A 26705-nucleotide genomic window follows, 5' to 3' on the forward strand; every position below is an offset into this window, starting at 1 on the left:
CTAACATTGAAATTAATAAACTGAAAAGGTTATATTTACTTCACAAATCGCTTATAAAAAATGAAAAAACAGTCTTGGACTTAGAGAATTTGAAAAATTGATTGGTTGTTCAATTTCGCTTTCATCGTTGCGATCCCAAATAGAAACTACTCTTATCTGTAAAAAGTAAAGATTTGTTTATAGTAAAAGGAATGAGAAAGCGTGTGTGTTTGATTAATATTCTCCACTCAACATCAACCATGACATCTGAAGATTCTCTTAAAATGGAGACATAACTTAAGGTTCGGTAATGGGGTATTTGAAGGAGTTTTTGACGCAAATCAATAATCGGGATTTTCATAAATTTCTCGTTTTATGGGAGGAATATTGCACAAGTGATACGGTAGATTTCGAAGAATTTAGCCAACTTTTAAAAGCAATTAAATCATCCGATTTAAGCAAACACTTTGGACAAATAATCGAAACAGCCCTCCCTCTTTGGAAAACAATAACTGACCCTGAGCAATCTTACGAAATTTTGCGATTACTCATTGACATTCAAACTACCAACCATCCCACTTTAATAGATTTAACATTAGAAACCCTTCAAAAATATCACGGTAATCATCCTAAATTTCAAGAGAGATTAAAACTTGCTGGATTAAGAGACAAAGATCAATTCCAGGGAGCCATTTCTAAATATGATTTAATTAGTCACTTAGCAAAAGGTAATATGGTTTTTCATCATGCTGGCTGGGGAACAGGAGAAATCATGGATGTCTCTTTTGTTCGGGAGCATTTGGTCATTGAATTCGAAAATATTTCAGGACGTAAAGACCTTTCTTTTGCTAATGCACTTAAAACCCTAATTCCTTTATCCCCTAAACATTTTTTAGCAAGACGTTTTGCTGACCCCGACAGTTTAGAAAAAGAAGGACGTGATAATCCTGTTAATCTTATTAAACTTCTTCTGCATGATATTGGGCCAAAGACGGCAGCAGAAATAAAAGATGAACTTTGCGTACTTGTTATCCCAGAAAAAGATTGGACAAAATGGTGGCAAGGAGCCCGTGCAAAAATTAAAAAAGACCCTATGATCGAAACCCCTGATCATTTAAGAGAACCTTTCTTGCTAAGAAAAGCTGAGTTATCTACGGAAGAACGTCTTAAAAATGCTATGCACAATAAAACAGAAGTAGATCAAATTATTCAAACTACCTATACTTTTGTGCGTGATACAGCCAATGCTTTAAAAAATACAGACACAAAAAAATCTTTGCAAACAAAACTGACAGATCTTTTAGAGCTTCCCGATCTAAGTGAAGTACAATTGTTGCAAATTCATTTATTGCTTGAACAGTTTTTTGTTAATAAATCATCTACAGAAGAAATTTGTAAATTGATACAAAGCACTAAAAAAATTGAACCCCTTATCCAAAATATTGACATTGTTGCCTTTAAAAAACGTGCATTAGTTTATGTTAAAGAACAAAGATCGGATTGGCCCTCAATTTTCTTAACCTTACTTTTCGAATTACCCCAAGCTCAATTACGAGATTATTTATTAAAAGAATTAAATCAAGGTCTCACTACTAAACCAGCCTTAGAATCTAAACTCCAAGAATTGATTGATAATCCGAGCCTATCGCCAGAATTGTTTGTTTGGTATTTCCAGAAGCTTCTAAGTAAGGAAGAAAATTTACCCTTCCAATCAAAGTTAGGGCTTGGTCAATTTTTTGAATCTTTCTTTATTCTGTTTAGTACTCTAGAAAACCGACCTGAATATAGAGATCTTTCTAAAAAAATGTATTCCATGTTATCAGGGAAACGATACGCACTTGTACGGGAACTTTTACAAGGTACAAGCTTAGAATATACGAAAGAGATTTTACTTTTAGCTTCTAAATGTCAGTCTTTAACAGATCATGATATGACAATTTTACGCTCTTTAGCAGGTGTTGTTCATCCTTCCCTCGCTTCTTCCAAACCACGCAAAGGACAAGCAAAAACAGAGGATGAAGAAATTTGGACTACAGAAGAAGGATACTTAAAAATTCAAGATAGAATTCGTCAAATCGGAACAGTTGAAGTTGTAGAAAATGCGCGAGAAATTGAAGCTGCTCGAGCTCTGGGAGATTTACGCGAAAACTCTGAATTTAAATTTGCTCAAGAACGCCGCGCTAGATTACAATCAGAGTTAAAAACACTATCGGAACAATTCGGACGTGCTCGAATTATCACTCCTGATGATATTCTTACTGATGAAGTAGGAATTGGTAGTGTCATTGATTTAATTGATAGTCAAGGACAAAAAATTAGATATTCAATTTTAGGGCCTTGGGACGCAGATCCGGAAAAAAATATACTTTCTCTCAATTCAAAATTTGCACAAGCAATGATAGGAAAAAAAATTGGGGATCAGTTTCAATTTAAAGATGAAACTTTCAAAGTTTTAAGCTTACATAGTTATTTAAGGTCTTAATCTATAGTTTATCTTTTCAGTTCAGAAATTTGCAAAGATGTTATCCATTTTTGCAAATTCCTCGAATTTCTTAAATAAATCCACCTAAGCCTTTGCTTAACCAAGAAAATGAGTTTATTTCTGTCATTTGGTATTAATTCTAATGCATGTTATAACTGCAATATAAACCCAAATTTAGGTCATAACGCCAAACCCTGCTCTTCCTAACCTTAAAAAATTGGTTCCTATGGAAATTCTTCTGGCAACTACTAATTTGCATAAAATTCGTGAATTTAAAGAAATGTGCAAAGCTTTTGCTCATCTAGAAATTTTATCTCTTCATCAATTTCCAGATTACATGTGTCCAGAAGAAGTGGGAACTAATTTTAAAGAAAACGCTATTTCTAAAGCGGAGCATGCAGCTAAACATCTCAATATATGGGTTCTTGCTGATGATTCTGGTTTAGTTGTTCCCCGGTTAAGCGGAAAACCGGGTATTTATTCTCGTCGGTTTGCTGGATTAGAGGCAACTGATGAAGAAAATCGTAAAAAACTTCTTTTAGAAATGAGACAATTAATAAATAAAGAAGACCGTACAGCTTATTATGAATGTTGTTTAGCATTGTCTTCTCCAGCTGGTTTACAAAAGTGCGTTCAGGGGATTTGTGAAGGGTTTATTCTCAATGAAGCTAGAGGACGGAATGGATTTGGATATGACTCGTTATTTGTAAAAAACGATTACGAAAAATCTTTTGCCGAGATCGACGAAGCCGTTAAAAACCGTATTTCTCATAGAAGAAAAGCTTTTGAACGACTCTCTGCATTTTTAGAAAATCTTCGAGATTAAATAAATGCATTATTATATTGATGGATACAATTTCCTTTTTAGATTAGTTCATGCTTATGAGAATTTGCAAAGTTCTCGGGAGCAATTTATTTTAGATTTAGATAAAAAAATTTCTATACTCAAAATAGATGTTTCAATTGTGTTTGATGGAACTTTTCAAGAAGGAGAAGGAACGCGTTCTCACTTTAATAACGTTGAAATTTTATTCACCGCCCAGGGAGAAACAGCAGATGAATTTATTTTAGATGCTCTTAAATATTCTTCTCAACCTCAACAAGAAATTATCATTACTTCAGATAAAAAACTGGCGAAGTTAGCCCGAAATAAACAGGCTCAAACAGAAAGCGTAGAAAATTTTATTCAATGGTTAAATAAAGCTTATAAAAATAAACTAAAGAAACTGACAAATCGCTCTAAATTTTTTAATCCAGTTACTTCTCCAAAAACTTCAATTCCTTCTAATCCTTCTAATCCTTCTAACCCTAAAGTCGATCAAAAAATTGAAGGTTCAACTGATTATTATCAGCAAATTTTTGAAAACGAGTATCAAAAACTTCTAAAAAAAGAACCGGCATTGGACAAAAAAACGCCTTCAAAATCCAGAAAGCCTAAAGAAAAAAAAGACCCTTTTCCCAAAATTCCACCCCTTGCTATTGATGCTCCAACTCAAATGGAGCGATGGGAAAAAGTTTTCGAAGCAAGATTAAAACATTTTTCATATCAAGACGTCGAAAAATCCTAACAACTTTGCGGTAATTCTATGGCGTGTTATGGTAATAATAAATTTGTAAAATCGAACTAAAAGATAATGGAAAAGTTTGAAGATCATTTAATAACCAAAACTTCAGTTTAGTAAGAATTTTGATTTCATTTTGCTTGTTAGCAGATTGAACAGTCAAAAATCCAAATCTTTATAAAATAAAATGAGAGATCTTTTTTCTTGGAGATCAAGATGACATCGAAAGGATTGGTATGAAAAAAATTGGCTACCTTGGATTAGGGGCTTGGGGTTATTGCCTAGCTTCTTTACTAGCTTCAAAGGGGCATAAAGTTGTCTGTTGGACAACAAAACCTGAATTAGCAAAACATCTAACGGATACGAGAGAACACCCTCTTTTAGCAGGTCATCTATCAAAAGGAGAAATGACTTTCACAACAGATATGTCTGAAGCTTTAAAAGATGTGGATATGATTGTTGAATCAGTCACCTCTGCAGGTTTACGCTCTGTATTTGAACAAGTACGTTCTTTAGGATTACCTAATTGCCCTATTGTCATTACTTCCAAAGGGATTGAACAAGATACAGGAATGATCCTACCAGAAGTCGTTATTGAAGTTTTAGGTGAAGAGTTTAGAGCATTGATAGGTTTTTTAAGCGGTCCTAGTTTTGCACAAGAAGTCATTCGTGAACTCCCAACTTCTGTCGTTGGAACGGGTTACACGGCCGAAGTCATCCAAGAGATTTGTGAGACATTTATGACCCCTACTTTTCGAGTCTATCCTAACACTGATATTTTAGGAGTCGCATTTGGAGGAGCTTTAAAAAATATTATTGGTATTGCTTGTGGGATTTCCGATGGCCTAGCATTGGGATGCAGCTCCAAAGCAGCTTTAATGACGCGAGGTCTGCACGAAATTCGAAAATTATCCGTTGCATGTGGTTGTAAAGCAGAAACATTAAATGGGCTAGCAGGAATGGGTGACTTATGTGTGACTTGTAGTTCGCCTATTAGTCGCAATTTTCGTTTTGGTACACTTTTAGCCCAAGGGCTATCCACAGAACAAGCAAGAAATCGAATTGGTATGGTTGTAGAAGGAGCTTATACGTGTGTTTCAGCATTGCAATTAAGTAAACAACATAAAATTATCATGCCAATTTCTGAAGCCGTTTATAATATTATTCAAGGGACTATTAAACCTATTGAAGCTGTGAGTGCATTAATGAAAAGAACGATCAAAGAAGAGCATTTATAAAATCATGCAAGTCTTATCAGCCCAAGCGGTATCGGAATTAGAAAAATCAGCTATTAAGCAGGGTTTTAGTGCATTAGATTTTATGGAAAAAGCTGGATATGGAATTGCGCTCGCCATTAAAGAATTTATTCTTAAACATCCTCTCATCAATCACATTGTTCTTCTTTGTGGGAAAGGCAATAATGGCGGAGATGCCTACGTAGCAGGTTGTTATTTATTAAATTATGGATATAGTGTCTCATCTATTCAATTAGAATCTTTAGAAAATTGTTCTGAACTCTGTAAAAAAAATGCGCTGCGTTTTGAAAACCTTGGCGGAACGATTTCTCAGCAGATCCAATTTGACTCAAACCAGCTTCTAATCGACGGTTTATTTGGAACAGGATTCAAAGGAAAAATTCAAGAGCCTTATACAAAATTAATTGAAAAAGCCAATCAAAGTTATGCTCCTATTTTATCAATTGATATTCCTTCAGGATTGAATGGATCTACAGGAGAAATAAATGGTTTAGCCATTCAAGCGAATGAAACAATATGTCTTGGCTTCCCCAAAACAGGATTTTTTTTACAACAAGGTTGGAATGTAGTTGGTCAATTAAAATTCGTAGATTTTGGTTTGCCACTCAATGTATTTTCAAAAGAAAATGCTAGTTTTGTTTTATTAACAAAGTCTTTCATTAAAAATTTATTACCCAAACTTGTACGTAATCGGCATAAATATCAAGCTGGTTACGTTATGGGTTTAGCAGGTTCGCGCTCTATGCCTGGCGCCGCATTGCTGCCTTCTTTAGCTGCTTTAAGAGCTGGAAGTGGTATGGTACATCTGTTATATCCTGAAGACATGCGATGTGAATTAAATAATAGTCCTTATGAGTTAATTAAAACGCCTTATGCATTGGGAGACACTCAAAAAGTTTTACAGGAACTTCAAAAAGCTAAGGCCATTTTTGTCGGACCGGGTCTTGGTCTTACACAACCCATCGATCATTTACTAAGAAGTTGTTTACCTCATTTAAACACTTCTTGTGTTCTAGATGCTGACGCTCTGACTTTATACACAAAAACTCCCTTTTTACTTCCGAAACGAACTATTTTTACTCCGCATACGGGAGAAATGCAAAAGTTACTACAAGAAACCTCTCACCTGATATTAAACGAAAATATCCTTAAAAAATGTCAGCAATATGCAGAGCAACATGACATCACTCTCATTTTAAAGGGAGCTCCAACATTTATTTTTCATCCTAATCAACCGATTTATGTTAACCCAACAGGCAATTGTGGAATGGCAACGGCTGGAAGTGGAGATGTCTTAACAGGAATTATTGCTTCTTTTCTTTCTCAAGGCTTGGAAAGCCATCAAGCAGCCCTTTTAGGAGTGTTTTTACATGGCTTAGCTGGTGATATAGCTAAAAGCAAAAGATTGACAGAAAGAGGAATGATTGCCTCTGATTTAATTGATCATTTGAATCTGGCTTATCATGCCCTTGAACAACCAGTTTAAATGGTCGATGCCGAATTCGAGTTCTTTTTCCCTGCAAAACGACGCTAGGATGTAAGCAATATTAATCAAATATTAAGGTAGCTTATTAGAGAAAAATAATCTCGAATATAAACACGCGAGTTTTCAAGACACCCATAAAAGCTCATTAGATTTAAGAATTTCTAGTTACACAAAGCAAATCTAAACAACTCCTACTTACAACAAGACCACCCTCTTAGCTTTTATCTTCTGTTGCCCAAATTAGATAGTAAAAACAATAATCGCTTCTTTTCAGAGTTTGTTATTGAGAGCCAAAGCTTATTGCTGGCCTTTTACTCAGTACCTATATTAATCTTCGATCGTTAATTGTTTTCCAATCCAAAGCAGATCTTGTATATCTAAAGAAACAGGTTTTAGAGATTAAATTAATATAAGTGAATTTAATTGCAATTTGCAGCTTTAACAAATGAAAGCTCAATCTCCAGCAAGTTTTTATATTCACAAAACCTACCTCTTGGTAGGTTTTAAACAAAGTATTTTGTTATTCAGCATTGACTAGTTAACTTTAATTCAATACTGTGATTGCAATTGAAAATAAGTTCCATCTAAATTGTCTTTATTAAGGCCTCTAGAATTTGTTTCATGCATATCGGTGAAAGGAAGGTCTACTTCCCTTTTAATGAATGCTAATTCACGGCTTTTCGTATACGGTTCAAATCGATCATTTGTCCAATCAATACCTCGGTTTTTTTGGTCAAAAGCATAAAAATGAGCACATCCGGCTTGTAACGAAATCAAACCTACATATTGTTCGTCAGCAAAACGACCGTAAAAACTTTCAAAATTGATTTTCACATCAAGATCATCAGCTGTAAAAGGAAAATGTTCTACTTCGTAGCTAATAATAGAATTATTATTAATTCTATAAAGAAGCTCTTCAACCAATTCTACCAATAAGAGACGAGCGTCATAAACAGTTAAAAGTCTCTGAGAAGAATAATGTAAAGACAATTTTTTGATATAATCTTCATAAGATACCCACGAATCTTCTAACTCTAAATGTTTATCTATTTTCATCTTAGCCGAAAAACTAATCACAATTTTTGATAATTCTTCAGAATCAATTTTTTTTACCCAAGGACCAGTTCCTATCACTTTTGTTTGGCAACTGGTTAAAATCAAAATAGCTGTACAAACCAACCAAAGTGTTAAACGATGCATAAAAGATCCTTTTGTCTTTTCAAATTAGACTTTTCCAAAATTAATTAACGCGCTAAACGATTTTTGAGCAAATCCACCCAGAAATTTAGGTTGATATTGCAAATTAATCGAATAGAGAAAATAAAAAAATAAAAAAATGCAAATTTATATTGAATCTCAGAAATTTGAACTAAGAGAAAGACTTTTCCTCTTGTTGAATTTCCGTATTGACATATATCGAATCGAAATAAATTGACATATAACCGGCTAACCTCATAACGACCAATCAAAAAATACTTTGATAATAAATAATGAATAAAATCCCTAATTTTTTATAAATTATAGTAGTTTTTATACCATTTCACAAATCTACCAAGGCCTTCTTCAATAGAAATTTTAGGTTGAAAACCAAGTTGTTTCGTGCTTTCCTGGATATCAGCAAAGGTAGCAACAACGTCACCAGACTGCATGGGCAGCCATGTTTTATGAGCTTCAATCCCCAGCTCTTTTTCTAACAATAACACAAAATATAATAATTCAACTGGTCTGTGATTACCTAAGTTAAAAACGCCTAATGAAATTTCAGTATCTATGGCTCCGATGGTTCCTTCCACAATATCATCCACATACGTGAAATCTCTTTGCATTTTACCTTCATTAAAAATTTCAATAGGTTTTCCTTGAACAATGGCGTTTGCAAACGAGAAATAAGCCATATCTGGCCTACCCCAAGGCCCATAAACTGTAAAAAAGCGTAGCCCAATTGAAGAGATTCCAAATAGATGATGATAAGTTTTAGCCATTAATTCATTAGTTTTCTTAGTCACTCCGTATAAGCTTGCTTGTTGATCGGTACGATCTTCTAAAGAGAAAGGAACTTTCGTATTTAGGCCATAAACGGAAGACGAGGATGCATAAATTAATTTTAAATGGGGATGAGAGCGGCAAATTTCTAGAATATTTAAAAATCCATCTACATTGGTTTTAAGATAAGTGGCCGGTTCTTGTAATGAATAACGAACACCGGCTTGTGCAGCTAAGTGGATTAAATGGGTCGTTTGATGCAATAGAATACTATTTTGCAGCTTTTCGTAGTTTTGAATATCCCCTTCAATAATTTCAATGCCCAATTTTGATAACTTTAACGCTCGATCTCGTTTTAACTGAGTATCATAATAAGGATTAAAATTATCATATCCAATGATACGATCTCCTCTTTTTGCAAGCTTTTGCGCGAGGTGAAAGCCAATGAATCCGGCTATTCCTGTAATAAAAATTTGTTTTCCCATTTTAAACTTTGATAATCCTCTCCACATTATTTCTATTTATTTCTGGCTTCCAATAACGTAGTAATAACGCATTGGCGATCACAGAAACAGAGCTCATTGCCATTGTTCCTGCCGCAATCATTGGATTAAGAAGTCCAAAAGCTGCCAAAGGAATCGCAAGAATATTATAAATAAATGCTAAAAATAAATTATATTTCATTTTACGCATGGTCTGCTGGGAAAGGTCTATAGCGTCCACTAAACTCATTAAATCATTTCGTATTAAAGTAATATCAGCGACTTCAATAGCAATATCGCTACCAAAGGCAAGAGCAAAACTCACATCAGCTTCTGCAAGAGCTGGAGCATCGTTAATTCCGTCTCCAATTATTCCTACTTTTCCACTACTTTTAGCTTCTCGGATAATCTGCATTTTATTGTCTGGAAGCAGTTCAAACCGCGCATCTTCAATTCCCACTTTTTTTGCAATAGTTTCAGCAAGATATTTTCGATCTCCAGTTAAAAGGATGGGATAAATTCCTTTCAATTTCAACAAACGAATTACTTCCATACTTTCCTTTCTTAGCTCATCCATGATGGTAATCATGCCTAATAATTGATGGCCTGTCCAAACAAAGACCAGCGATTCTCCTTGTTTTTCAAGAAGAGAAAAAGCAGGGTCGATTTCAATTCCCATTTCTTTTGCAAAGTTAGCAGAGCCTAAATAATAAACCTTTTCATCCATTGTTCCTGTAATGCCTTTTCCAATAAATGAATTAAATTCTTTGACAATTTTTAAAAGAATTCCCTCTTCTTTGGCCTCATTTAATATAGCCTTAGCTAAAGGATGGGAAGAGCAATTTTCAAGCGAAGCTGCTATTTGTAATACGTCATTTTTAAGATATTTGGCATTTGGATAGATTCCCATCACAGAGGGAATTCCTTTCGTTAAGGTACCGGTCTTATCTAAAAATAAAAATTTGATTTTTTCAGCCTGCTCGATCGAAGAAGCTTGTTTAAAAAATATTCCGTATTGTGCTCCAACCCCACTTGCTACCACAAGAACTGCCGGCGTGGCTAATCCTAAAACACAAGGGCATGCAATCACTAGAACAGAGACCGCATTAATCAATCCAGCTGTAAAATCACCTATTAGAAATGTCCAAATTAATATCGTCAAACAACTGATTAGAAGTACGCAGGGAACGAAAACTGCAGAAATTTTATCCACAAATTTTTGAATAGGTGCTTTCGAAGATTGCGCTTTTTCTACAGATCGAAGAATCTGAGCTAAAATTGTATCGGATCCAACTGAAGAGGCCTGCCCTTTCAAGTAACCAGTTTCATTGATTGTCGCTGCATAAAGTTTTGATCCCTGTTTCTTATAAACCGGCAAACTTTCTCCCGTTAACAAAGATTCATTGATGGAAGACTCTCCTTCTATCACCCACCCATCAACTGGAATATGATCTCCAGGACGGACCATAAAAATATCACCTACTTGAATCGAGGCAACATCCACCTCTATAATTTCACCATTTTTCTCAATACGAGCAATTTTAGGCTGTAACTGATGTAGATGCTCTAGTGCTTTAGAGGTTTTTCCTTTAGTGACGGCTTCTAACCAACGTCCAAATAAAATCAAGGTAATAATGAGCGCGCTACTTTCAAAATAAAAAGAGTAAGAAAGTTTTAAAAGATAAACATAAAAGCTAAATAGATAAGCCGCAGTTGATCCCAAAACAACCAAAACATCCATATTGATTTGCCAGTTTTTAAGAGCATAAAAAGAGGATCGATAAAATGTTCCTCCACACCCAAATTGTACAAGGGTGGCTAAAAAAAATTGCCATGTTGGAGGAATGGAAAAAGCATATCCTGACATCATCGCTAACATCTGAATCACAAAAGGCAAAGACAAAACAGCAGCGATCAAAAAGGTTTTAAAAGAATTTTGAATTTCTTTTTGCTTTATTCGTTTATCTTCATCTAAAGAATGCCTAAATGAATAACTCTCATATCCCATTTTTTTTATATGCTTTTCTAGTGAGGCAAATGAAACTTTGTTTTCGTCAAAAATAATATCAGCTTGACTAGTCGAATAATCAACATGAATCTCTTGTAATCCAGAAACTTTCTTCAAACTGTTTTCAAGATTTTGCGCGCATGAAACACAGTGCATCCCTCGAATTAACAATTTTTTTTTCTCCATTCTATCCTCAGTCTTAATTAATCTTTTATCCCAAATATATCTAACAGCCGATCTAAATCATCAAGGTTATAATAATCAATAGAAATACGTCCTTTCTTACCTTTTCCTTGTATGACGACCTTTGTTCCTAAATTTTGCTGAATTTTTTCCGCCAATTGCTCTAGATAAAAATCCCTCGTAACATAGCTCAATTGTTGTTTTTTTGCTTTTTGATTAATTCTAGCCGCCGCTTGTTCAGCTTCTCGTACATTAAGAGTGTCTCTTAAAATCAAATCATGTAATAGTTTTTGCTTATCTTCTGACTCTAAAGCAAGAATAGCTTTAGCATGCCCCATACTAATTGCCCCTTGCCAAATACTAGTTTGAATCGTCATAGGCAAAGTCAATAAACGAAGATAATTAGCCACTGTTGATCTTTTTTTACCGATTTGTTGTGAGAGGCGTTCTTGGCTAAAGTTGAAATCATCCATCAGTTGTTTAAGGGCTTTAGCTATTTCTAAAGGATTCAAATCTATGCGTTGAATATTTTCAATTAAAGCAGCTTGCGCTGATTGAGCATAAGAAGTTTTTCGAACTAAAACAGGGATAGATTTTAAACCAGCAATTTGGGAAGCTCGAAATCTTCTTTCTCCTGCAATGAGTTCATACTTTTCAGAATCCCCAAGCATACGAACAAGTGGCGGATGAATGATGCCCACCGCTTTAATGGAGTCTGCCAGCTCTTGTAGCTCATCTTTCTTAAATTCACGCCTGGGCTGGTAAGGATTTATTTGAATTTGAGAAAGAAGCACTTCTCTCAAATCATCTCTATTTTCTTTTGTCGTCTCTTCTTGCATGTTCTAATAAATTATTATAATGATAGAATTTTGAAAAAAATTATTAGTCTGAGTTTTAATATAAAGACTTCAAACTTTGATTTGATAGGTGATAGCTAATAAAGGACTTTTAATTTTACAAGAAATAGCTGAAAAATATCATGCTTTTATTTATAGTTTTTTAATCAAAAAGATTATCTATAAGAATTTACGCTTTGCCTGTGCAGAAAAGGTTGTTAACAAATTTTTTCACAACAATTCGTTAAACAAAATTTAAACCAGTGATACTTATGAATAAAAAAACGACATTTTCTCCTTTTCAATCGCCAAGCTTATCTGATGATTGGGTTGATCATCCTTTGATTTTGTGGATATCTGATCGCAAACATTTTTTTTTATGGGGATTATTGGGCTTATTTGTCGCTTTGCTTTTTATCTACCGTTTTTTATCTTTACAAACATTAAACGCTGAAAACGACTTTATACAAGCTGCGAATGCTTTTCAACAAATTGAACAAAATACAAGCTCTGCCGACATTAAAAAAACTCATATTCAAGAGCTATTAGCTATTATGGCTCGCCATCCTGAACTCCATGCTAAATATGATGGTGCTTTAGCCCAATATTTCATTATTCAAAATCAACCATCAGAAGCAAAACGGTTAGCTAAATCAACATTTGAAAGAGTAAAACCTGATCAACTAAATTTATATGTAAATTACGCAAAAACTTCATTACTCATTAGTGAAGGATCTTACAAAGAAGCATTAATGCAAGCGAATGAACTACAAAAACAATTATCCCTAATTCCTGAAAATGTTGTGCTTTCTGTCTATAATCTAATTCGATTAGCCCTTTTATATGAGCAATTGGACCAAGCTTCAGAAGCAGTTGCCACTTGGGATCAATTACTCGTACTCAATCGAAATAAGGATTTTTCGGAAGCTGAACTCGTCACAACAAAATTATTTCAAGCAGGGCAAATAAATTTAGAACAATTTGTTGAAGGAAGAAAAAACCAACAAAAATCATAAATTGGAAAATTAACATTTATCAAAAACAATGCTTTGGATGAAGCAATCTTGCAGATTTAATCTTTATTTGATAAATGAAAATAATAATTATTATTTTTTGTTCAGATTTGTTTTAAACTTTTATCTTTAAAGCAAAGCAGAACAAATCCTCTTGTCTAGTTTTGGTAGATGGGAGTGGGGACCCTTGTATTTCTCAAAGAGTGGAACAACGGAGCACCAAAGGAGGTGACATTAGGCTATCATTGCTCGAAGCCACAAGCCTGGGAATTTTTTCGAAGCCATAAAAAAATAAGACTCGTAATAAGCGAGATAAAGATCAATTTGAGAGGACGATGAGTTAGCTTTGGTGATATCAACTATAGCTCTCTTTGTTCTGGCTAAAGATGCTAGTTGAATTAATACAATTAAGCGTCCCATAAACCAAAAAAGGAGTGTCATTCAATGACGGCTTAAATTCGTTCTCAATTAACTACCTTTCAAAAGGTAGATGGAGAATAATTGTGAGCAATTATAACAGCTCGCTCGCGTTAGAAGATGTTCACGAATATGCAAGAGTAGATTCAGAATTAAATTTACTCGTTCCGACGCGACATCTATCCATAGGTACTAATTCAGCAGACACCCAACCACTTTATCAAGTGGTTAAAGTCAGCGGAACTATTACCGTTTCTTTCTAGTAAAGAAAACTTGCGGCTAATCAATGATTAGCCGCTTCTTTTTTATCATTAATTTTGTAGAATTACCAATCTACATTCAAATTCTTAGCAAAAAAAAATTTAACGAAGTTTTTGATTTTCAATTAAAAAAATTCGAAACGTAAGGTTAATATGTTAAACTCATCAAACTATGTCATTCAAAGTCATTGTTTAGATGATTTAAAATACTATTTAGAGTCTTTATCTTGCTCAAAAGTTGTCATCATAACTCATCCTCAGTTATGGGCAATGTATGAGCAGAAAATAACAGAGCAGTTTTTTAAGCTCAGCTGGAGTTTTTCCGTTTTACTGATTCCTGAAGGTGAAACGAGTAAAAGCTTAAAACAAACAACAAGATGCTGGCGACATTTTATCAAACACCAACTAGATCGATATTCTCTTGTGATCGCTTTAGGAGGCGGTGTTATCTGTGATTTAGCGGGATTTGTAGCCTCTTGCTATATGAGAGGAATCGATACGATTTATCTTCCAACTACCCTTCTTGCCATGGTTGATGCTAGTATCGGTGGAAAAACAGGAATTAACACAAGTAAATCTAAAAATATTATAGGATCATTCCATCTACCTAAAAAAATTTTAATAGATCCTTTTACTTTAAAAACACTTTCGAAAAAGCATTATCAAGCAGGTTTTGCAGAAATTGTTAAATATGGAATGATTGCCTCACACTCACTTTTTGAACTTCTTGAAAATTCTTGGTCCCTTATAGAACAAAGAGATGAAGAATTACTCGAGATTATCATTCAACAATCATGTGCAATTAAAAAAAAATATGTTGAAGCTGATTTTAAAGATTTGGGAATAAGAGCCCAGCTGAACTACGGCCATACATTTGGTCATGTAATTGAAATGATGAGCCGTTATCAATATTTACATGGAGAAGCAGTTTCTATTGGAATGAGCTGCGCTGCTTATTTAAGTTGTCAAATGGGTTTAACAACGCAAGAAACCATGCAAAGACAAGATGCACTTTGTCAACAAGCTCAATTACCTATTCATTTACCTCATTTTCCACTTACACGTTTCACTTATTTAATGGCAAAAGATAAAAAGGGACGAAATGGTTCTATTAATCTCATTCTGCCTGAAAAAGTTGGTAAAGTGACACAAATTTTTGATGTAGATCCTCATTTGATAAAAAATACTCTGTCAACAAAAATGGCAAAACAATAGAATTTTTTCGAAATTTTTAAAGGAAAAAAGAAAGAACTAGTCTTAACACATAAAGATTTTTCAATTTCTATTTTCAAAACAATCTAATTTTTCATTTTTAAAATAGTGGCAATGTATGAAGAATATTGAGGGAATTTGGAAGAATTAGAAGCCTTAATGATTTTGACGGATATGCCGTTAATTGGACCTGTCAAAGTGCGTTTTTTAGTAGATTATTTTGGTTCTGCAAAAAAGGCTCTTTCTGCTTCGATAACGGAACTGAGCCATTTACCCGGATTTAAACAAAAAATTTTAGATCAATGGCAAGAACACATCCGGTCTAAAAAACATTTTGCTAATCTTCAATTAGTAGAAAAATTCCACACGCATCTTATTTCTTTTAAAGATCCTTCTTACCCCAAGCAATTACAAAATATTCCCGATCATCCCCCACTTTTATACCTAAAAGGAGAATTAAAGCCTCAAGATAATCAAAGTATAACTATCATTGGGACTAGACAAGCCACTCTGTATGGATTGGAAATGGCAAAAAAACTTAGTTACGAGCTTGCCCAAGCAGGCTTTACAATCGTAAGCGGCTTAGCCAGAGGAATTGATACAGCTGCACACATAGGAGCTTTAGAAGCTGGAGGTAGAACATTAGCCATTATCGGTTCGGGATTAGCGAATATTTATCCTCAAGAAAATCATCATTTAGCTGATCAAATAGCAAAAAAAGGAGCTGTTATTTCTGAATTTTCCATGTCTACACCTCCTCACCGCAGTCATTTTCCTAAACGAAATCGTTTAGTGAGTGGAATGAGTTTAGGCACACTGTTGATAGAAGCTCCTCAAAAAAGTGGAGCAATCCTCACAATTGAAAATGCTCTTGAACAAAAAAAACATATTTGGGCTTTACCTGGAAGAGCTGATCAAGAAAATTTTCGAGGAAATCATGCTCTAATTAAAAACAAAAAAGCAATATTAGTTGAAAATATCGAAGATATAGTACAATGTCTTGATACCTTCTGTTTTACAACACCAATTGAACAAAAACCTTTAGATCTGGTGCATTTACAACAAGAAGAGATCCATTTACTACAAAAATTGCCAGTCGAAGAATTATCTATAGAAGAAATTGTTAAACGAGCTCAACTCCCTATTCAACAAGTTAATAGCTTGCTAATGAGTTTGGTCTTAAAAAAAATAATTAAAGAATTTCCTGGTAAATTTTATAAAAAAATTTAATAGAATGAAGAGACATCAAAGAGAGCTTTAGTTTTACAATAAAATTTAACATATGCTCTTCAATCACGGAGTTATGACAACATGGGTAAAGCGCTGATTATCGTCGAGTCACCCGCTAAAATTAAAACGTTGAAAAAATTTCTTGGCACAAATTTTATTTTTGAGTCGTCGATTGGCCATGTTCGCGATTTACCTGAAAGAGAATTTGGAATCGATATTGAGAATGACTTCGAACCTAAATATACGATTATGCCTAACAAAGAAGAGGTCATTTCAAAGCTTTTAAAAGCAGCTAAACAGTGTGATGTCGTTTACCTTTCCCCAGATCCTGATAGAGAAGGAGAAGCTATTGCTTGGCACATTACTCAAATTCTTCCTCCTAATACAAATATTAAAAGAGTCTCTTTCAATTCTATTACAAAAGATGCTGTTGTTAAGGCATTGGAAAATCCTAGAGAAATTGATATTGCCTTAGTAAATGCCCAACAAGCGAGACGATTATTAGATCGCATTGTGGGATATAAAATTTCCCCTTTACTCAATAGACGAATTCAACGAGGGCGAGAAAACTTCTTATCGGCTGGAAGGGTTCAGTCTGTTGCTTTAAAGTTAGTGGTGGATCGTGAAAAAGAAATTGAAGCTTTTAAACCTATCGAATATTGGAATATCGGAGCCATTTTAAAAACTGATCAAGAAGATCGCCTTTTTCGAGCTGCATTGTACTCTGTCGATGGAAAACGATTTGAGAAAGAACCCATTGAAGGAAAAGAGATTACAATTGTTAACAATAAAGAAGCAGCTGACGCGATTTTAAAACGGATGAAACCCGGTCCTTATCAGGTCAAAAAAGTTGAACGTAAAGAAAAACGGCGTTTTCCAGTTCCTCCTTTTATCACTTCTACTCTTCAGCAAGAAGCTAGCCGACACCACGGTTTCTCTTCCGCTCGTACGATGAACATTGCTCAAGGGCTTTATGAAGGAGTTGATCTTGGATCTGACGGTCCAGAGGGTTTAATCACTTATATGCGTACAGACTCAGTTCGCATTTCTCCAGAGGCCGTGCAAGAAGCGCGCGAATTCATAAAAAAGCAATATGGTAGCGATTTTATTCCATCGGATCCTAAACAATACAGTACTCAAAAAAGCGCGCAAGATGCTCACGAAGCAATCAGGCCTGCCAGTTTGCAAAATACACCTGAAAAAGTCCAGCCATATCTAACTAAAGAACAATTTTCATTGTACCAATTGATTTGGAGACGATTTTTAGCTTCTCAAATGGTCGCTGCTATCTACGATACTGTTTCAGCTGACATTTTAGCTGGTGAAGGAATTTTACTCAGAGCGACAGGTTCGATTATCAAATTTCAGGGTTTTTTAGCTGTTTATGAAGAAAAAAATGATGACGACGAAAAAGATGATGAAAATCGAATGTTGCCTAAACTGGAAGAAGGACAAACGCTTTTCCTGCAAGAATTAACTTCCGAGCAAGCTTTCACAAGACCTCCTCCTCGTTTTACAGAAGCTTCTTTAGTAAAAGAACTAGAAAAATCGGGTATTGGAAGACCATCGACTTATGCTGCAATTATGAATAAAATTCAAAGTCGGGATTATACGGTTAAAGAAAACGGAAGGCTCAAACCCACGGAACTCGGTCAAATTATTGCTCAAATGTTAGAAACTAGTTTTCAAAAAATCATGAATATTGGCTTTACCGCAGCTATGGAAGACGATTTAGAGCGTGTAGCCGAAAATATGAAAGATTGGAAAACCCTTATTCGAGATTTTTGGGAACAATTTAACCCCACTTTGGAAATAGCTCTTAAAGAAGCATTTGTTCCTAAAGTCATGACCGAAATTGATTGTCCGAAATGTAAAATTGGCAAGCTACAAAAAGTTTGGGCTCGTTCTAAGTATTTCTTTGGATGTTCTCGTTATCCTGAATGTGATTATTCTTCCCCTGTGGAAGAAATTACATTTAATAAAGAAGATTATGCTACTGACTTTGATTGGGAGCAACCTTGTCCTAATTGTGGCTCTGAAATGAAAATTAGACACGGACGTTACGGAGCATTTTTAGGTTGTACAAAGTATCCTGAATGCAAAGGTATTATCAATATTCCTAAAAAAGGTGAGGAAGCGCTATCGCAACAAGATCTCCCTTCTTGCCCAGCCATCGAATGCCCCGGCCATATGGTAGCTCGAAAATCTCGTTTTGGTAAAATTTTTTATTCTTGCTCGACTTTCCCCGAATGTGATGTCATTGTTAATAATTTAGAGCAGGTAGAAAATAAATATCCCAATCATCCGCGCACACCCTACGAGAAAAAAGGAAAAAAAGCTGCAGCTAAAACAGCTACTAAAGAAAAAACAAAGAAAACTGCAAAAGCTAACGCTTCAAAAGCGACTAAAAAAATCAAATCGACCCCCGATAAACCAAAGAAAGTAAGGCAAATGCCTGTTTATCAAGTTTCTCCTGAATTAAAAGGGATTATAGAGGTTTCAGAAATAACCCGTGGCGACATGACGAAAAAAGTTTGGGATTATATTAAAACACATCAACTTCAAGATACAAACAATAAACGGCTAATTATACCAGATGCCAAGCTTTCGCAAGTTTTTGGAACAACGCAGCCTGTAGACATGTTTAAAATGGCTACTTTATTAAGCGCTCATCTCAAAAAATAATTAAATGCCAGAAAAAGAAATCAAGAAGCTGGAGCGTAACGGAGTCGAACCGTTGGCCTCAACAATGCCATTGTTGCGCTCTACCAACTGAGCTAACGCCCCAAAAGAAAAGCAATGGTAATGATCTTGTTTTTTTTGATCAAATAAATAATTATTCTTCATTTGAGTCAGCCTTTATATCGCAATTGATTTTAAAACGAATTATATTATTTATAATGCAATGAAATGATATCTAGCATGTCGACAATAATCTCATTTAAATTCATTTTTTACATTAACTGACAATACTTTTAATTGAATTGGATATTTGCCTCAGCAAACATTTCCTAAGCTTCATCAATGGTCCACGACTTATCGTTCTCGATATGGCATTGCTCAAATAATCTTAGGATTTGCTCTTTTTTCTATTGGAAAGGCTGGTAGTCAATTAAATTGAACACACTCAAATTATTTAGATATTTATCAACAGACCATGTCCTTAGGTTTGTTGTACGCCAAGCATGGTACTTTTAATTTTTTGCGTGCGAAATTGGAAAGTCATACATGGGAAAAATAACTTTCGCTTATGATTTTTATGGCCGCAAATTTTTGCCTGCTCTCTCTTCTCAATATGACATTCAATTAAGAACTTTTGAAAAAATTAAAAATGTGATGGATGGTCTCTATTTTATCACTTTTTTTCCTCCACGAATTTCATATCGATTTGACTAAAGTTTGCAATGAAATTCCATTTTTTCAATATTCTTTATTCATCCGATATGTTAAAGCTCTTGTATAATAAAGGTTTTTAAAAAATTCAGGAAAGTTCTGCATTCGAAGTAATTAGACATTTAGATAATCAATTGACATAGCTTTATTATGTCATTTGAGATAAGGGATCCCATGCCTTTTTTTAACAATATTTCTCTTTTACCACCAGACCCAATTTTAAATCTTTCTATAGACTTCTCTCTTGATCAAAATCCTCAAAAAATTAATTTGAGTGCAGGAACTTATAAAACTGCAGATGGACATTCACTAGTTCTCACCAGTGTCCGAAAAGCAGAAATTGATCTGCTTCAAAAACATCTCAATAAAGATTATCAACCGATAGAGGGAAATAGTGTTTTCCTAAAAAATTCTTTAGAGCTGTTATTTGGTTCAGACCACGCTTTGTTTACCAATAAAAATTTTTTTGCTGTTCAAACCGTTGGAGGAACAAGCGCTTTAAGATTAGGAGGAGAGTTTTTAAATAAGCTTACTTGCCAAAAAATTTTTATTCCTCAACCATCGTGGCCAAACCACAAACAGGTTTTTGAAAAAACAGGTTTAAAAATTGATTCCTATCCTTACTTCGATTTTAATGCATACAAATTAAATTTTTCAGGAATGTGCCAAGCCATCCGCCAAATGTCAACTGGAAGCGTTATTCTTCTGCATGGTTGCTGTCACAATCCATCAGGCGTCGATCCAACTTTTGAACAATGGAAAGAGCTTTCTCAGCTGATTAAAAAACATGAACTCATTCCTTTTTTTGATATCGCTTATCAAGGATTTGGGAAAGATTTAGAACTCGATGCACAACCTATTCGGTACTTTGCTAGTGAAGGCCATGAAATGTTGATCGCTTACTCTTTTTCTAAAAATTTTGGTTTATACGGGGAGCGAGTAGGTTTTTTGACTGTTGTGACATCCCAACAAAAACAAATACCATCTATAGCTAGTCAATTAAAGGTTTTAATTCGTGCTAATTACTCCAATCCTCCTCTTCAAGGAGCTCGAATTGTTTCTACGATCTTGAGTTCACCAGAATTAACTGAAGAATGGAAAATAGAATTAAATAATATGCGTGACCGAGTTGTTGAAATGCGGAAAACATTTATTGCTTCTTTGTTAGTCAAAGGAGAAGATAAAAATTTAAACTACTTACACCAACAAATTGGTTTATTTGGTTTTTGTGGATTAAATTATTCCCAAGTCAATCGTTTGCGGAAAGAATTTGCTATTTATATTCCTAGCGACGGACGAATCAATATTGCAGGATTAAACACTCAAAATATTGAATATGTAGTCAATGCAATTTCATCTGTTATGTAGTAGTGAAGGCTCCCGCTTACAGGTGAAAGCTTCTAAAAGCTATTCTCAGGCCAACTAATCCGAAGGATAAAATATTTTACACTGCGTTAAAATCTCTTAAAGCCTTATTTCACATTCAGGACAGCAATGCGTTCTTTCGCCCAATGTTTTTTCGATGATCGCATTGACTGCAGCCTCATTTTGTATAGAAAACTGCATTTATCAAATTGGGTTTGTGATGCCTTAGCCTGTTTTTGTCGGATATAAAAGGAATTGAAATGTTTTTCGAATAATTATAAATCCATGCTACAATTTAGCTTATGAATCAGGCAACAAGTTTTAAAAACAGAAAGAATATGTATTTTTCTCATGCCTGTGCATTTGGTCTTTTTAGAAGGAGTAAAAAACCTGCGTATCCTTGTTAACTATCCAACTAAAGTAACGATTTCTTTTTTGGTGAATAACTTGAAAGTTGTTTCTTCAAGGTTGGTTCAAAAATGAACTATCCAAACATTCAACAGGCATAATAGGATAGCTATCTTGTGACTTCAGGCTATTTTTAGGGACATGTAGAGGAATTTCTTTTTACCGCGTCATTCGCAATATATTAAAAAGCAATAATCTCCGAGAGTTTAAATAATGTGATTCATCTCGACCTTAAAAAATCCGAATTTCCTCACGACTTGGTGAGATAAAGGCATTAAGTTAAAACAAAGGTAATCATCTTTTTTAAAGTTATAAAATGTTTATATATATTTTTTTTGAGCTTTGATATTAAGTGAACAAAAAATTTGCCATTTCCTATCTTATTATCTTTATCGCTTTAATTTTTTCTCTAAGCCTTTCAAGGCCGATTTCTGACAAGCTTAGAGGAGAGTCTGTCGCTCTCCTGGCTCCTTTGTGGAACAAATTACTTTATATTAAACATTTTATTTTACACCCGTTTGAAGCTCCGCCTTCCACAACAACTTTTTCTCTTCAAGAAGAAAATCAAAAACTTGAACTTACAAATCAATTGTTGAATAATGATCTAAAAACTCTTTACGAACTATTAGATCAACAGCAGTCTTTACAATTTCAATTAAATAAATTAGCTAATGAATATCCTCAAGAGCTTCAAATTTTACAAAAACAACAAGAACATACTAAACAACAATTTTTTACCAACCTTCAGTTACAAATCCAAACTAAGCCTGCTCGTGTTATATTTCGTTCTTTAGATACTTGGAACCAATCTTTGTGGATTAATGTTGGAGAATCTGATAATCCCCCAAATGATAAAATTATAGCTAAAAACAGCCCTGTGCTAGTAGGACAAACAATTGTTGGTGTCATCGATTATGTAGGAACTCACCAATCTCGCGTTCGATTAATTACAGACACAGGTCTAACCCCTTCTGTAAGAGCAGTTCGCGGTGGTGAACAAGAGCTATTTCTTGCTGAACAAATTGAATCTATTCTTATTCAATTACAACGAAAAAACACTAAAATTATTTCAAAAGAAGACTCAGATCAAATTGCTAAGTTTTTATCTCATTTAAAAACAGTTTTAAAAACTCATAAAAAGACTTGGTATCTTGCTAAAGGTCATTTACAAGGAATTAAACGACCAAATATACGAGGACAATCGTTTATTTTAAAAGGAACAGGATTTAACTATGATTTTGCTGACGAGGAGGGTAATGGAAGAGATTTAAGAACAGGTAAACCTCTGAATCAAGAAGGTACAGCTGTCCCCCTTTTAAAAATGTATGATCTTTTAGTCACAACAGGAATGGATGGAGTGTTTCCAGCAGGTTTGAAAGTAGCCACAATTAGTAAAATTCATTTACTTAAAGAGGGAGATTATTTTTATGAGATTGAAGCTATTCCTTTAAGCGTGGATTTAGAAAGTTTATCTTTAGTATTCGTCATCCCTCCCGTTGGATATATAAAAAACTTAGTTAATTAGGACCACTTGTTTTATGCAAACTTCCATCGGTATTGTTATTCCCACTTTTCAGGCCGCCAAACACCTTCCTCTCTGTTTAGGACCTCTTATTCAATCTAGCCTAAAACCACGCATTCTCATTATTGATTCTTCTTCCACAGATGAAACAATTTCTATTGCGCAAGCCATGGGTGTTGAAACACTTACTATTCCGCAAACTGAGTTTAATCATGGATTAACGAGAGAAAAAGGCAGACAATTTCTCAATACAACCATAACAGTCATGATGACACAAGATGCCTATCCAACATCTGCAAGTATGTTAGAAAAACTCATTAGTCCTTTACTTCTCGGAAAAGCTTGTGTTTCTTATGCAAGGCAAATACCTCACCAAGGAGCAGGTTTTTTTGCCAGCTTCCCACGTCAATTCAATTACCCTTCAGAAGGTCATATCAGAAGCATTAAAGATGTAAAGAAATATGGAGTCTATACTTTTTTTTGTTCTAATTCTTGTGCCGCTTATTTAAATGCTGCCTTAGATGAAATTGGCGGTTTTTCACCTGTTTTATTCGGCGAAGACACAGTTGCGGTTGCACAACTCCTGCAAAGAAATCATCGAATTGCTTATGTTGCAGAAGCTGAAGTGCATCATTCGCATGACTATACACTTAAACAAGAATTTTGCCGTCATTTTGATATTGGTTATGCCAGAACTTCTTACCAACATTTATTGGAAAAGGGGGGAAAAGATGCAAAACGAGGATTTCATTATTTAAAAGCCCTATTGAAAACTTTAAAACAAAAACAACCACACTTTATTCCTTATGCTCTTTTACAAACAGCAGTAAAGTTATTAGGATATCGTTGCGGACAAGCATCTCTTTACGCTCCCTTATGGTTGAAGAAATCATTAAGCAGTCAAAAATACTATTGGAAAGAATAATGCAGACAATTTTAATCTCCAAACCTCAAATAAAATTAGTTGGAGTTAGTGTTAGAACTAGCTATAAACAAGAATTAGATAAAATGGAAAGCGCTATTTTTCCTTGTGTAAAACGCTATTTTCACGAAAAGCTTGCTGATAAAATTCTTCATAGAATAAAGCCGGGGACAACCTTTTGCGTTTATACAGATTATGAAAGTGATTATAAAGGCTCTTATACCTATTTTATAGGAGAAGAAGTTCTCTTATTTGATGATCAACTATCTACAAAATTTCAAACGCTACTCATTCCTATGCAGCAGTATGCAAAATTTACAACGGCGCCAGCTCCCATGCCTGATGTGATTGTGAATGCATGGAATTATATCTGGAAAATGTCAGCCTCAGAGCTAGGCGGAGAGCGCCGATATAATGTAGATTTTGAAATTTATGATGAAAGAGCCACGGATCATCAAAATATTGTTTTAGATATTTATGTGGGAATTAAACAGCTTACCTAATTTGAATATGAATACTTATTTATATAAATGAATTAAAATTTCAAATAGATAAAAAAAATTAGAGAAAAATATTAAAGAATTTTTTATTCCTTTCACTTTTATTTTAATCTGATGATATATAGCTATTCAATTGAAAAATGCTGGATTGCTAGCCTTAGTTAAAACTAGTTAAAATTTTTAAATTAAAAAATAATTTTTATTTTGCTGAAAATTACAAGATTTTCCTCATATATTTTTTTCAAATAAAATCAGTATCAAGGGCTATATGAATTTTACTTCTGCCGTTTTTCAAGATAGGCTACCAGTACAGTGGAGTATCCTATCTTCGAATATGAAAATTCTTGTTAAAGAGTTGGCAGAAACTGCAAAAGAAACTGTTAGCTTACCTTCGCTAAAAACTAAAAAAGCTTTTTTTAAAGCGATTCAAGAAAAGCAGCGCAATTTAAGAAATTCTTATCATAACAGCTTTTGGGGCCATGCTATTAAGCATTTGGAATGTTTTGAAGATTGGGAGTTTACATACCTAAATAACCCCTTCATTTATGTAGAATTCTTAAATAGTCAAAGAATTACCCATCAGGCCGCACGCACACAATTAAAAATATACGAAACTGCTCATAATATTGCTCAAATAATCCTGCAACATAGCAGTAGCTTTCAATGGAAAAAAACCTGCGCTTTACAACTGATGGTATGCGACATGTGGAATACGTTTGTTGCTTCATCTAGTTTCTGTACGGCTAGCCATTGTTTACCACCCATTGCTAAGTGGGCAGAAGATGAGATAGGTCATTGGGCACTTTTCAAGCATTCTATTAAAAAAGAGCGTGCTATTTCTATAAACGGACTAGAAGACTCTATTCCTATTGTTTCTTTTCCTTTATCTTATTCTTCTAAAGGAATATTAAGTTGGCTTGTATTAGCCCGTGAAACTGCTCACACTATTTTGGAAACAAATCCAAAAGCTAAAAAAATTTTATCAAATGCCATTAAGAAAGACATTTATCAAGCTTTGGAATATTACCCAGAGGATATAAAGAAAAATTGGGCTAACTACTGGGGTAACAGGTTTAGCGAGATCGGTGCTGATGTGATGGCTATTCTATATATGGGTCCGGCTGCTGCAATTGGCTTAATTGCATTTTTGAGATGTCATCGACCCGATCAGACTTTATCTAATAACATAGATTTAAATGATTCTCATCTGGCCGGTACTTTAAGAGGATTGCTGGTTGCTCATGCAGTCTCTTACCTAAATATCTCAGTGTTCGCAAAAACATGTTGGGTAGATTATTTACTTCATGAGGTAAAAAAGAATTTTGACAAAACAAATTGGGAGTTTGCGAATATTTGTGCTAGACAAGCTGCTAAAACAATCATGCATACTCCCATAAGTGGCAATCAATCTCTAAAAGATATTAAATGTTGGAGTAACGAAGATGAAAATCTTGTTGCTTACTATTTAGACGGCGTAAGCTTGAACAAAGAGTTTATTCATTATAAGGCTCCTCATATTATTGCTAGTGCTAATTTACATCTTCTTTTAAAAGTGCAGTTACATGTTTCAAATGATGGCCGAATTGGTCATATATTTAACCAAATGATTGACCATCTATACAAAAAAGGGCAGGCGCAAATAACAAATCGAAATTGTTTAAGTTGTTCTATTACTCAAAGAGATATTTTTCCTTATTGTCCAGCACCGGCACAAGAAAGAAGTCACTCCAATCCCATAACGAAAGTTAAAAAAATCCAGGCTAAAAATGCAATTGATCCATTGATAGTTGTAGCAATAGTAGTCATATTTTTTGGAGTAATAATACTCACCGAAAAGAGTAAAAAAGAGTAATAGCATAGCTGAACAATAAATGGCTTGAGGCTCATCATGCAAAAAACAAGGTAGATTCACAGCCTTGCATGTAGTTAAAAAAGGTTACAGGCCATCTCTGTTGACCTGCTCCAAAATTTAAAACATTATGAGTAGAGGTCATCGCCCGCTAATTTTCTTCTTTAAAGCAAGGACAATCTATCAAGTAAATAGGTTTGATGCATTGAAGCAAGACCATTTTATTCAATTCGCATTTTTAAACATTTTTTCAATAGAAATTTTGATGTTCTAAAAAGGATTTTACTTATAGTTAATTGAATTTAATTGTGCATTTATATACATATTTGACAAAAAGTATAATCAATAGCTTTTGCA

General features: G+C 34.3%; 20 protein-coding genes and 1 tRNA gene. 16 read left to right on the forward strand and 5 right to left on the reverse strand.

The window, feature by feature from the left end:
- The first annotated feature begins 289 nt into the window (after positions 1 to 289).
- The 5 genes from TY19_RS07780 to TY19_RS07800 all read left to right on the forward strand — a co-directional run bounded on the left by TY19_RS07780 (position 290) and on the right by TY19_RS07800 (position 6765).
- Entirely contained in the window at positions 290 to 2461 is a 2172-nt protein-coding gene (locus TY19_RS07780; protein WP_042281564.1) for a GreA/GreB family elongation factor, read from the forward strand.
- 226 nt (positions 2462 to 2687) lie between these two features.
- Complete coding sequence (rdgB, locus tag TY19_RS07785; protein WP_042281567.1) at positions 2688 to 3287, forward strand: RdgB/HAM1 family non-canonical purine NTP pyrophosphatase; 600 nt, start codon at positions 2688 to 2690, stop codon at positions 3285 to 3287.
- Positions 3288 to 3291: 4 nt separating this feature from the next.
- A complete protein-coding gene (locus tag TY19_RS07790) occupies positions 3292 to 4029 on the forward strand; it encodes an NYN domain-containing protein (protein WP_042281570.1) in 738 nt (245 codons plus the stop codon).
- A gap of 230 nt (positions 4030 to 4259) precedes the next feature.
- Positions 4260 to 5261, forward strand: a complete 1002-nt coding sequence (locus TY19_RS07795; RefSeq protein WP_042281573.1) for an NAD(P)H-dependent glycerol-3-phosphate dehydrogenase — start codon at positions 4260 to 4262, stop codon at positions 5259 to 5261.
- 4 nt (positions 5262 to 5265) lie between these two features.
- Entirely contained in the window at positions 5266 to 6765 is a 1500-nt protein-coding gene (locus TY19_RS07800) for a bifunctional ADP-dependent NAD(P)H-hydrate dehydratase/NAD(P)H-hydrate epimerase (RefSeq protein WP_042281574.1), read from the forward strand.
- 549 nt (positions 6766 to 7314) lie between these two features.
- On the opposite strand, the gene TY19_RS07805 is transcribed toward TY19_RS07800, so the two are convergent.
- From TY19_RS07805 to TY19_RS07820, 4 genes are all read right to left on the reverse strand, one after another.
- Positions 7315 to 7965, reverse strand: coding sequence for a hypothetical protein (locus TY19_RS07805; protein ID WP_042281577.1), 651 nt, complete (start codon positions 7963 to 7965; stop codon positions 7315 to 7317).
- 311 nt (positions 7966 to 8276) lie between these two features.
- Complete coding sequence (locus tag TY19_RS07810) at positions 8277 to 9233, reverse strand: NAD-dependent epimerase (protein WP_042281578.1); 957 nt, start codon at positions 9231 to 9233, stop codon at positions 8277 to 8279.
- A gap of 1 nt (position 9234) precedes the next feature.
- Entirely contained in the window at positions 9235 to 11424 is a 2190-nt protein-coding gene (locus TY19_RS07815; protein WP_042281580.1) for a heavy metal translocating P-type ATPase, read from the reverse strand.
- A 17-nt stretch (positions 11425 to 11441) separates the two neighbouring features.
- Complete coding sequence (locus TY19_RS07820; RefSeq protein ID WP_042281584.1) at positions 11442 to 12260, reverse strand: ParB/RepB/Spo0J family partition protein; 819 nt, start codon at positions 12258 to 12260, stop codon at positions 11442 to 11444.
- Positions 12261 to 12529: 269 nt separating this feature from the next.
- On the opposite strand from TY19_RS07820, the gene TY19_RS07825 reads away from it, so the two are divergent.
- The 5 genes from TY19_RS07825 to topA all read left to right on the forward strand — a co-directional run bounded on the left by TY19_RS07825 (position 12530) and on the right by topA (position 19074).
- Entirely contained in the window at positions 12530 to 13273 is a 744-nt protein-coding gene (locus tag TY19_RS07825; protein WP_042281587.1) for a tetratricopeptide repeat protein, read from the forward strand.
- A gap of 500 nt (positions 13274 to 13773) precedes the next feature.
- Positions 13774 to 13950: a hypothetical protein gene (locus tag TY19_RS16230; protein WP_158383154.1), complete on the forward strand. Its 177-nt coding sequence runs from the start codon at positions 13774 to 13776 to the stop codon at positions 13948 to 13950.
- 150 nt (positions 13951 to 14100) lie between these two features.
- Positions 14101 to 15162 carry a 3-dehydroquinate synthase gene (gene aroB / locus TY19_RS07835; protein ID WP_042281593.1) on the forward strand — a complete coding sequence of 354 codons (1062 nt, stop codon included), beginning with the start codon at positions 14101 to 14103 and terminating at the stop codon, positions 15160 to 15162.
- 135 nt (positions 15163 to 15297) lie between these two features.
- Positions 15298 to 16389, forward strand: a complete 1092-nt coding sequence (dprA, locus tag TY19_RS07840; protein ID WP_052354857.1) for a DNA-processing protein DprA — start codon at positions 15298 to 15300, stop codon at positions 16387 to 16389.
- Positions 16390 to 16470: 81 nt separating this feature from the next.
- Positions 16471 to 19074, forward strand: a complete 2604-nt coding sequence (gene topA / locus TY19_RS07845; RefSeq protein ID WP_042281596.1) for a type I DNA topoisomerase — start codon at positions 16471 to 16473, stop codon at positions 19072 to 19074.
- 29 nt (positions 19075 to 19103) lie between these two features.
- Here topA and TY19_RS07850 read toward each other — a convergent pair.
- Positions 19104 to 19176: transfer RNA gene (locus tag TY19_RS07850), tRNA-Ala, on the reverse strand.
- Positions 19177 to 19617: 441 nt separating this feature from the next.
- Here TY19_RS07850 and TY19_RS16235 point away from each other — a divergent pair.
- The 6 genes from TY19_RS16235 to TY19_RS07875 all read left to right on the forward strand — a co-directional run bounded on the left by TY19_RS16235 (position 19618) and on the right by TY19_RS07875 (position 26351).
- On the forward strand, positions 19618 to 19785 hold the full coding sequence (locus TY19_RS16235) for a hypothetical protein (RefSeq protein WP_158383156.1): 168 nt from the start codon (positions 19618 to 19620) through the stop codon (positions 19783 to 19785).
- A gap of 171 nt (positions 19786 to 19956) precedes the next feature.
- Positions 19957 to 21150, forward strand: coding sequence for an amino acid aminotransferase (locus TY19_RS07855; protein WP_042281598.1), 1194 nt, complete (start codon positions 19957 to 19959; stop codon positions 21148 to 21150).
- A 757-nt stretch (positions 21151 to 21907) separates the two neighbouring features.
- A complete protein-coding gene (locus tag TY19_RS07860) occupies positions 21908 to 23080 on the forward strand; it encodes a rod shape-determining protein MreC (RefSeq protein WP_052354858.1) in 1173 nt (390 codons plus the stop codon).
- A 13-nt stretch (positions 23081 to 23093) separates the two neighbouring features.
- Complete coding sequence (locus TY19_RS07865) at positions 23094 to 24002, forward strand: glycosyltransferase family 2 protein (RefSeq protein ID WP_042281600.1); 909 nt, start codon at positions 23094 to 23096, stop codon at positions 24000 to 24002.
- On the forward strand, positions 24002 to 24502 hold the full coding sequence (locus TY19_RS07870; RefSeq protein WP_042281603.1) for a GyrI-like domain-containing protein: 501 nt from the start codon (positions 24002 to 24004) through the stop codon (positions 24500 to 24502). The genes TY19_RS07865 and TY19_RS07870 overlap by 1 nt, the downstream gene beginning before the upstream one ends.
- 265 nt (positions 24503 to 24767) lie before the next feature.
- A complete protein-coding gene (locus TY19_RS07875) occupies positions 24768 to 26351 on the forward strand; it encodes a hypothetical protein (RefSeq protein WP_079979269.1) in 1584 nt (527 codons plus the stop codon).
- Positions 26352 to 26705 lie beyond the last annotated feature (354 nt).

Origin of the sequence: Candidatus Protochlamydia sp. R18 (assembly GCF_000648255.1) — a bacterium.
In the GTDB taxonomy this organism is placed as follows: domain Bacteria; phylum Chlamydiota; class Chlamydiia; order Chlamydiales; family Parachlamydiaceae; genus Protochlamydia; species Protochlamydia amoebophila.

Coding starts and splice junctions, on each gene's coding strand:
- TY19_RS07780 (WP_042281564.1), top strand. CDS start 290: ATGGGGTATTTGAAGGAGTTTTTGACGCAAATCAATAATCGGGATTTT.
- rdgB (WP_042281567.1), top strand. CDS start 2,688: ATGGAAATTCTTCTGGCAACTACTAATTTGCATAAAATTCGTGAATTT.
- TY19_RS07790 (WP_042281570.1), top strand. CDS start 3,292: ATGCATTATTATATTGATGGATACAATTTCCTTTTTAGATTAGTTCAT.
- TY19_RS07795 (WP_042281573.1), top strand. CDS start 4,260: ATGAAAAAAATTGGCTACCTTGGATTAGGGGCTTGGGGTTATTGCCTA.
- TY19_RS07800 (WP_042281574.1), top strand. CDS start 5,266: ATGCAAGTCTTATCAGCCCAAGCGGTATCGGAATTAGAAAAATCAGCT.
- TY19_RS07805 (WP_042281577.1), bottom strand. CDS start 7,965: ATGCATCGTTTAACACTTTGGTTGGTTTGTACAGCTATTTTGATTTTA.
- TY19_RS07810 (WP_042281578.1), bottom strand. CDS start 9,233: ATGGGAAAACAAATTTTTATTACAGGAATAGCCGGATTCATTGGCTTT.
- TY19_RS07815 (WP_042281580.1), bottom strand. CDS start 11,424: ATGGAGAAAAAAAAATTGTTAATTCGAGGGATGCACTGTGTTTCATGC.
- TY19_RS07820 (WP_042281584.1), bottom strand. CDS start 12,260: ATGCAAGAAGAGACGACAAAAGAAAATAGAGATGATTTGAGAGAAGTG.
- TY19_RS07825 (WP_042281587.1), top strand. CDS start 12,530: ATGAATAAAAAAACGACATTTTCTCCTTTTCAATCGCCAAGCTTATCT.
- aroB (WP_042281593.1), top strand. CDS start 14,101: ATGTTAAACTCATCAAACTATGTCATTCAAAGTCATTGTTTAGATGAT.
- topA (WP_042281596.1), top strand. CDS start 16,471: ATGGGTAAAGCGCTGATTATCGTCGAGTCACCCGCTAAAATTAAAACG.
- TY19_RS16235 (WP_158383156.1), top strand. CDS start 19,618: ATGGGAAAAATAACTTTCGCTTATGATTTTTATGGCCGCAAATTTTTG.
- TY19_RS07855 (WP_042281598.1), top strand. CDS start 19,957: ATGCCTTTTTTTAACAATATTTCTCTTTTACCACCAGACCCAATTTTA.
- TY19_RS07865 (WP_042281600.1), top strand. CDS start 23,094: ATGCAAACTTCCATCGGTATTGTTATTCCCACTTTTCAGGCCGCCAAA.
- TY19_RS07870 (WP_042281603.1), top strand. CDS start 24,002: ATGCAGACAATTTTAATCTCCAAACCTCAAATAAAATTAGTTGGAGTT.
- TY19_RS07875 (WP_079979269.1), top strand. CDS start 24,768: ATGAATTTTACTTCTGCCGTTTTTCAAGATAGGCTACCAGTACAGTGG.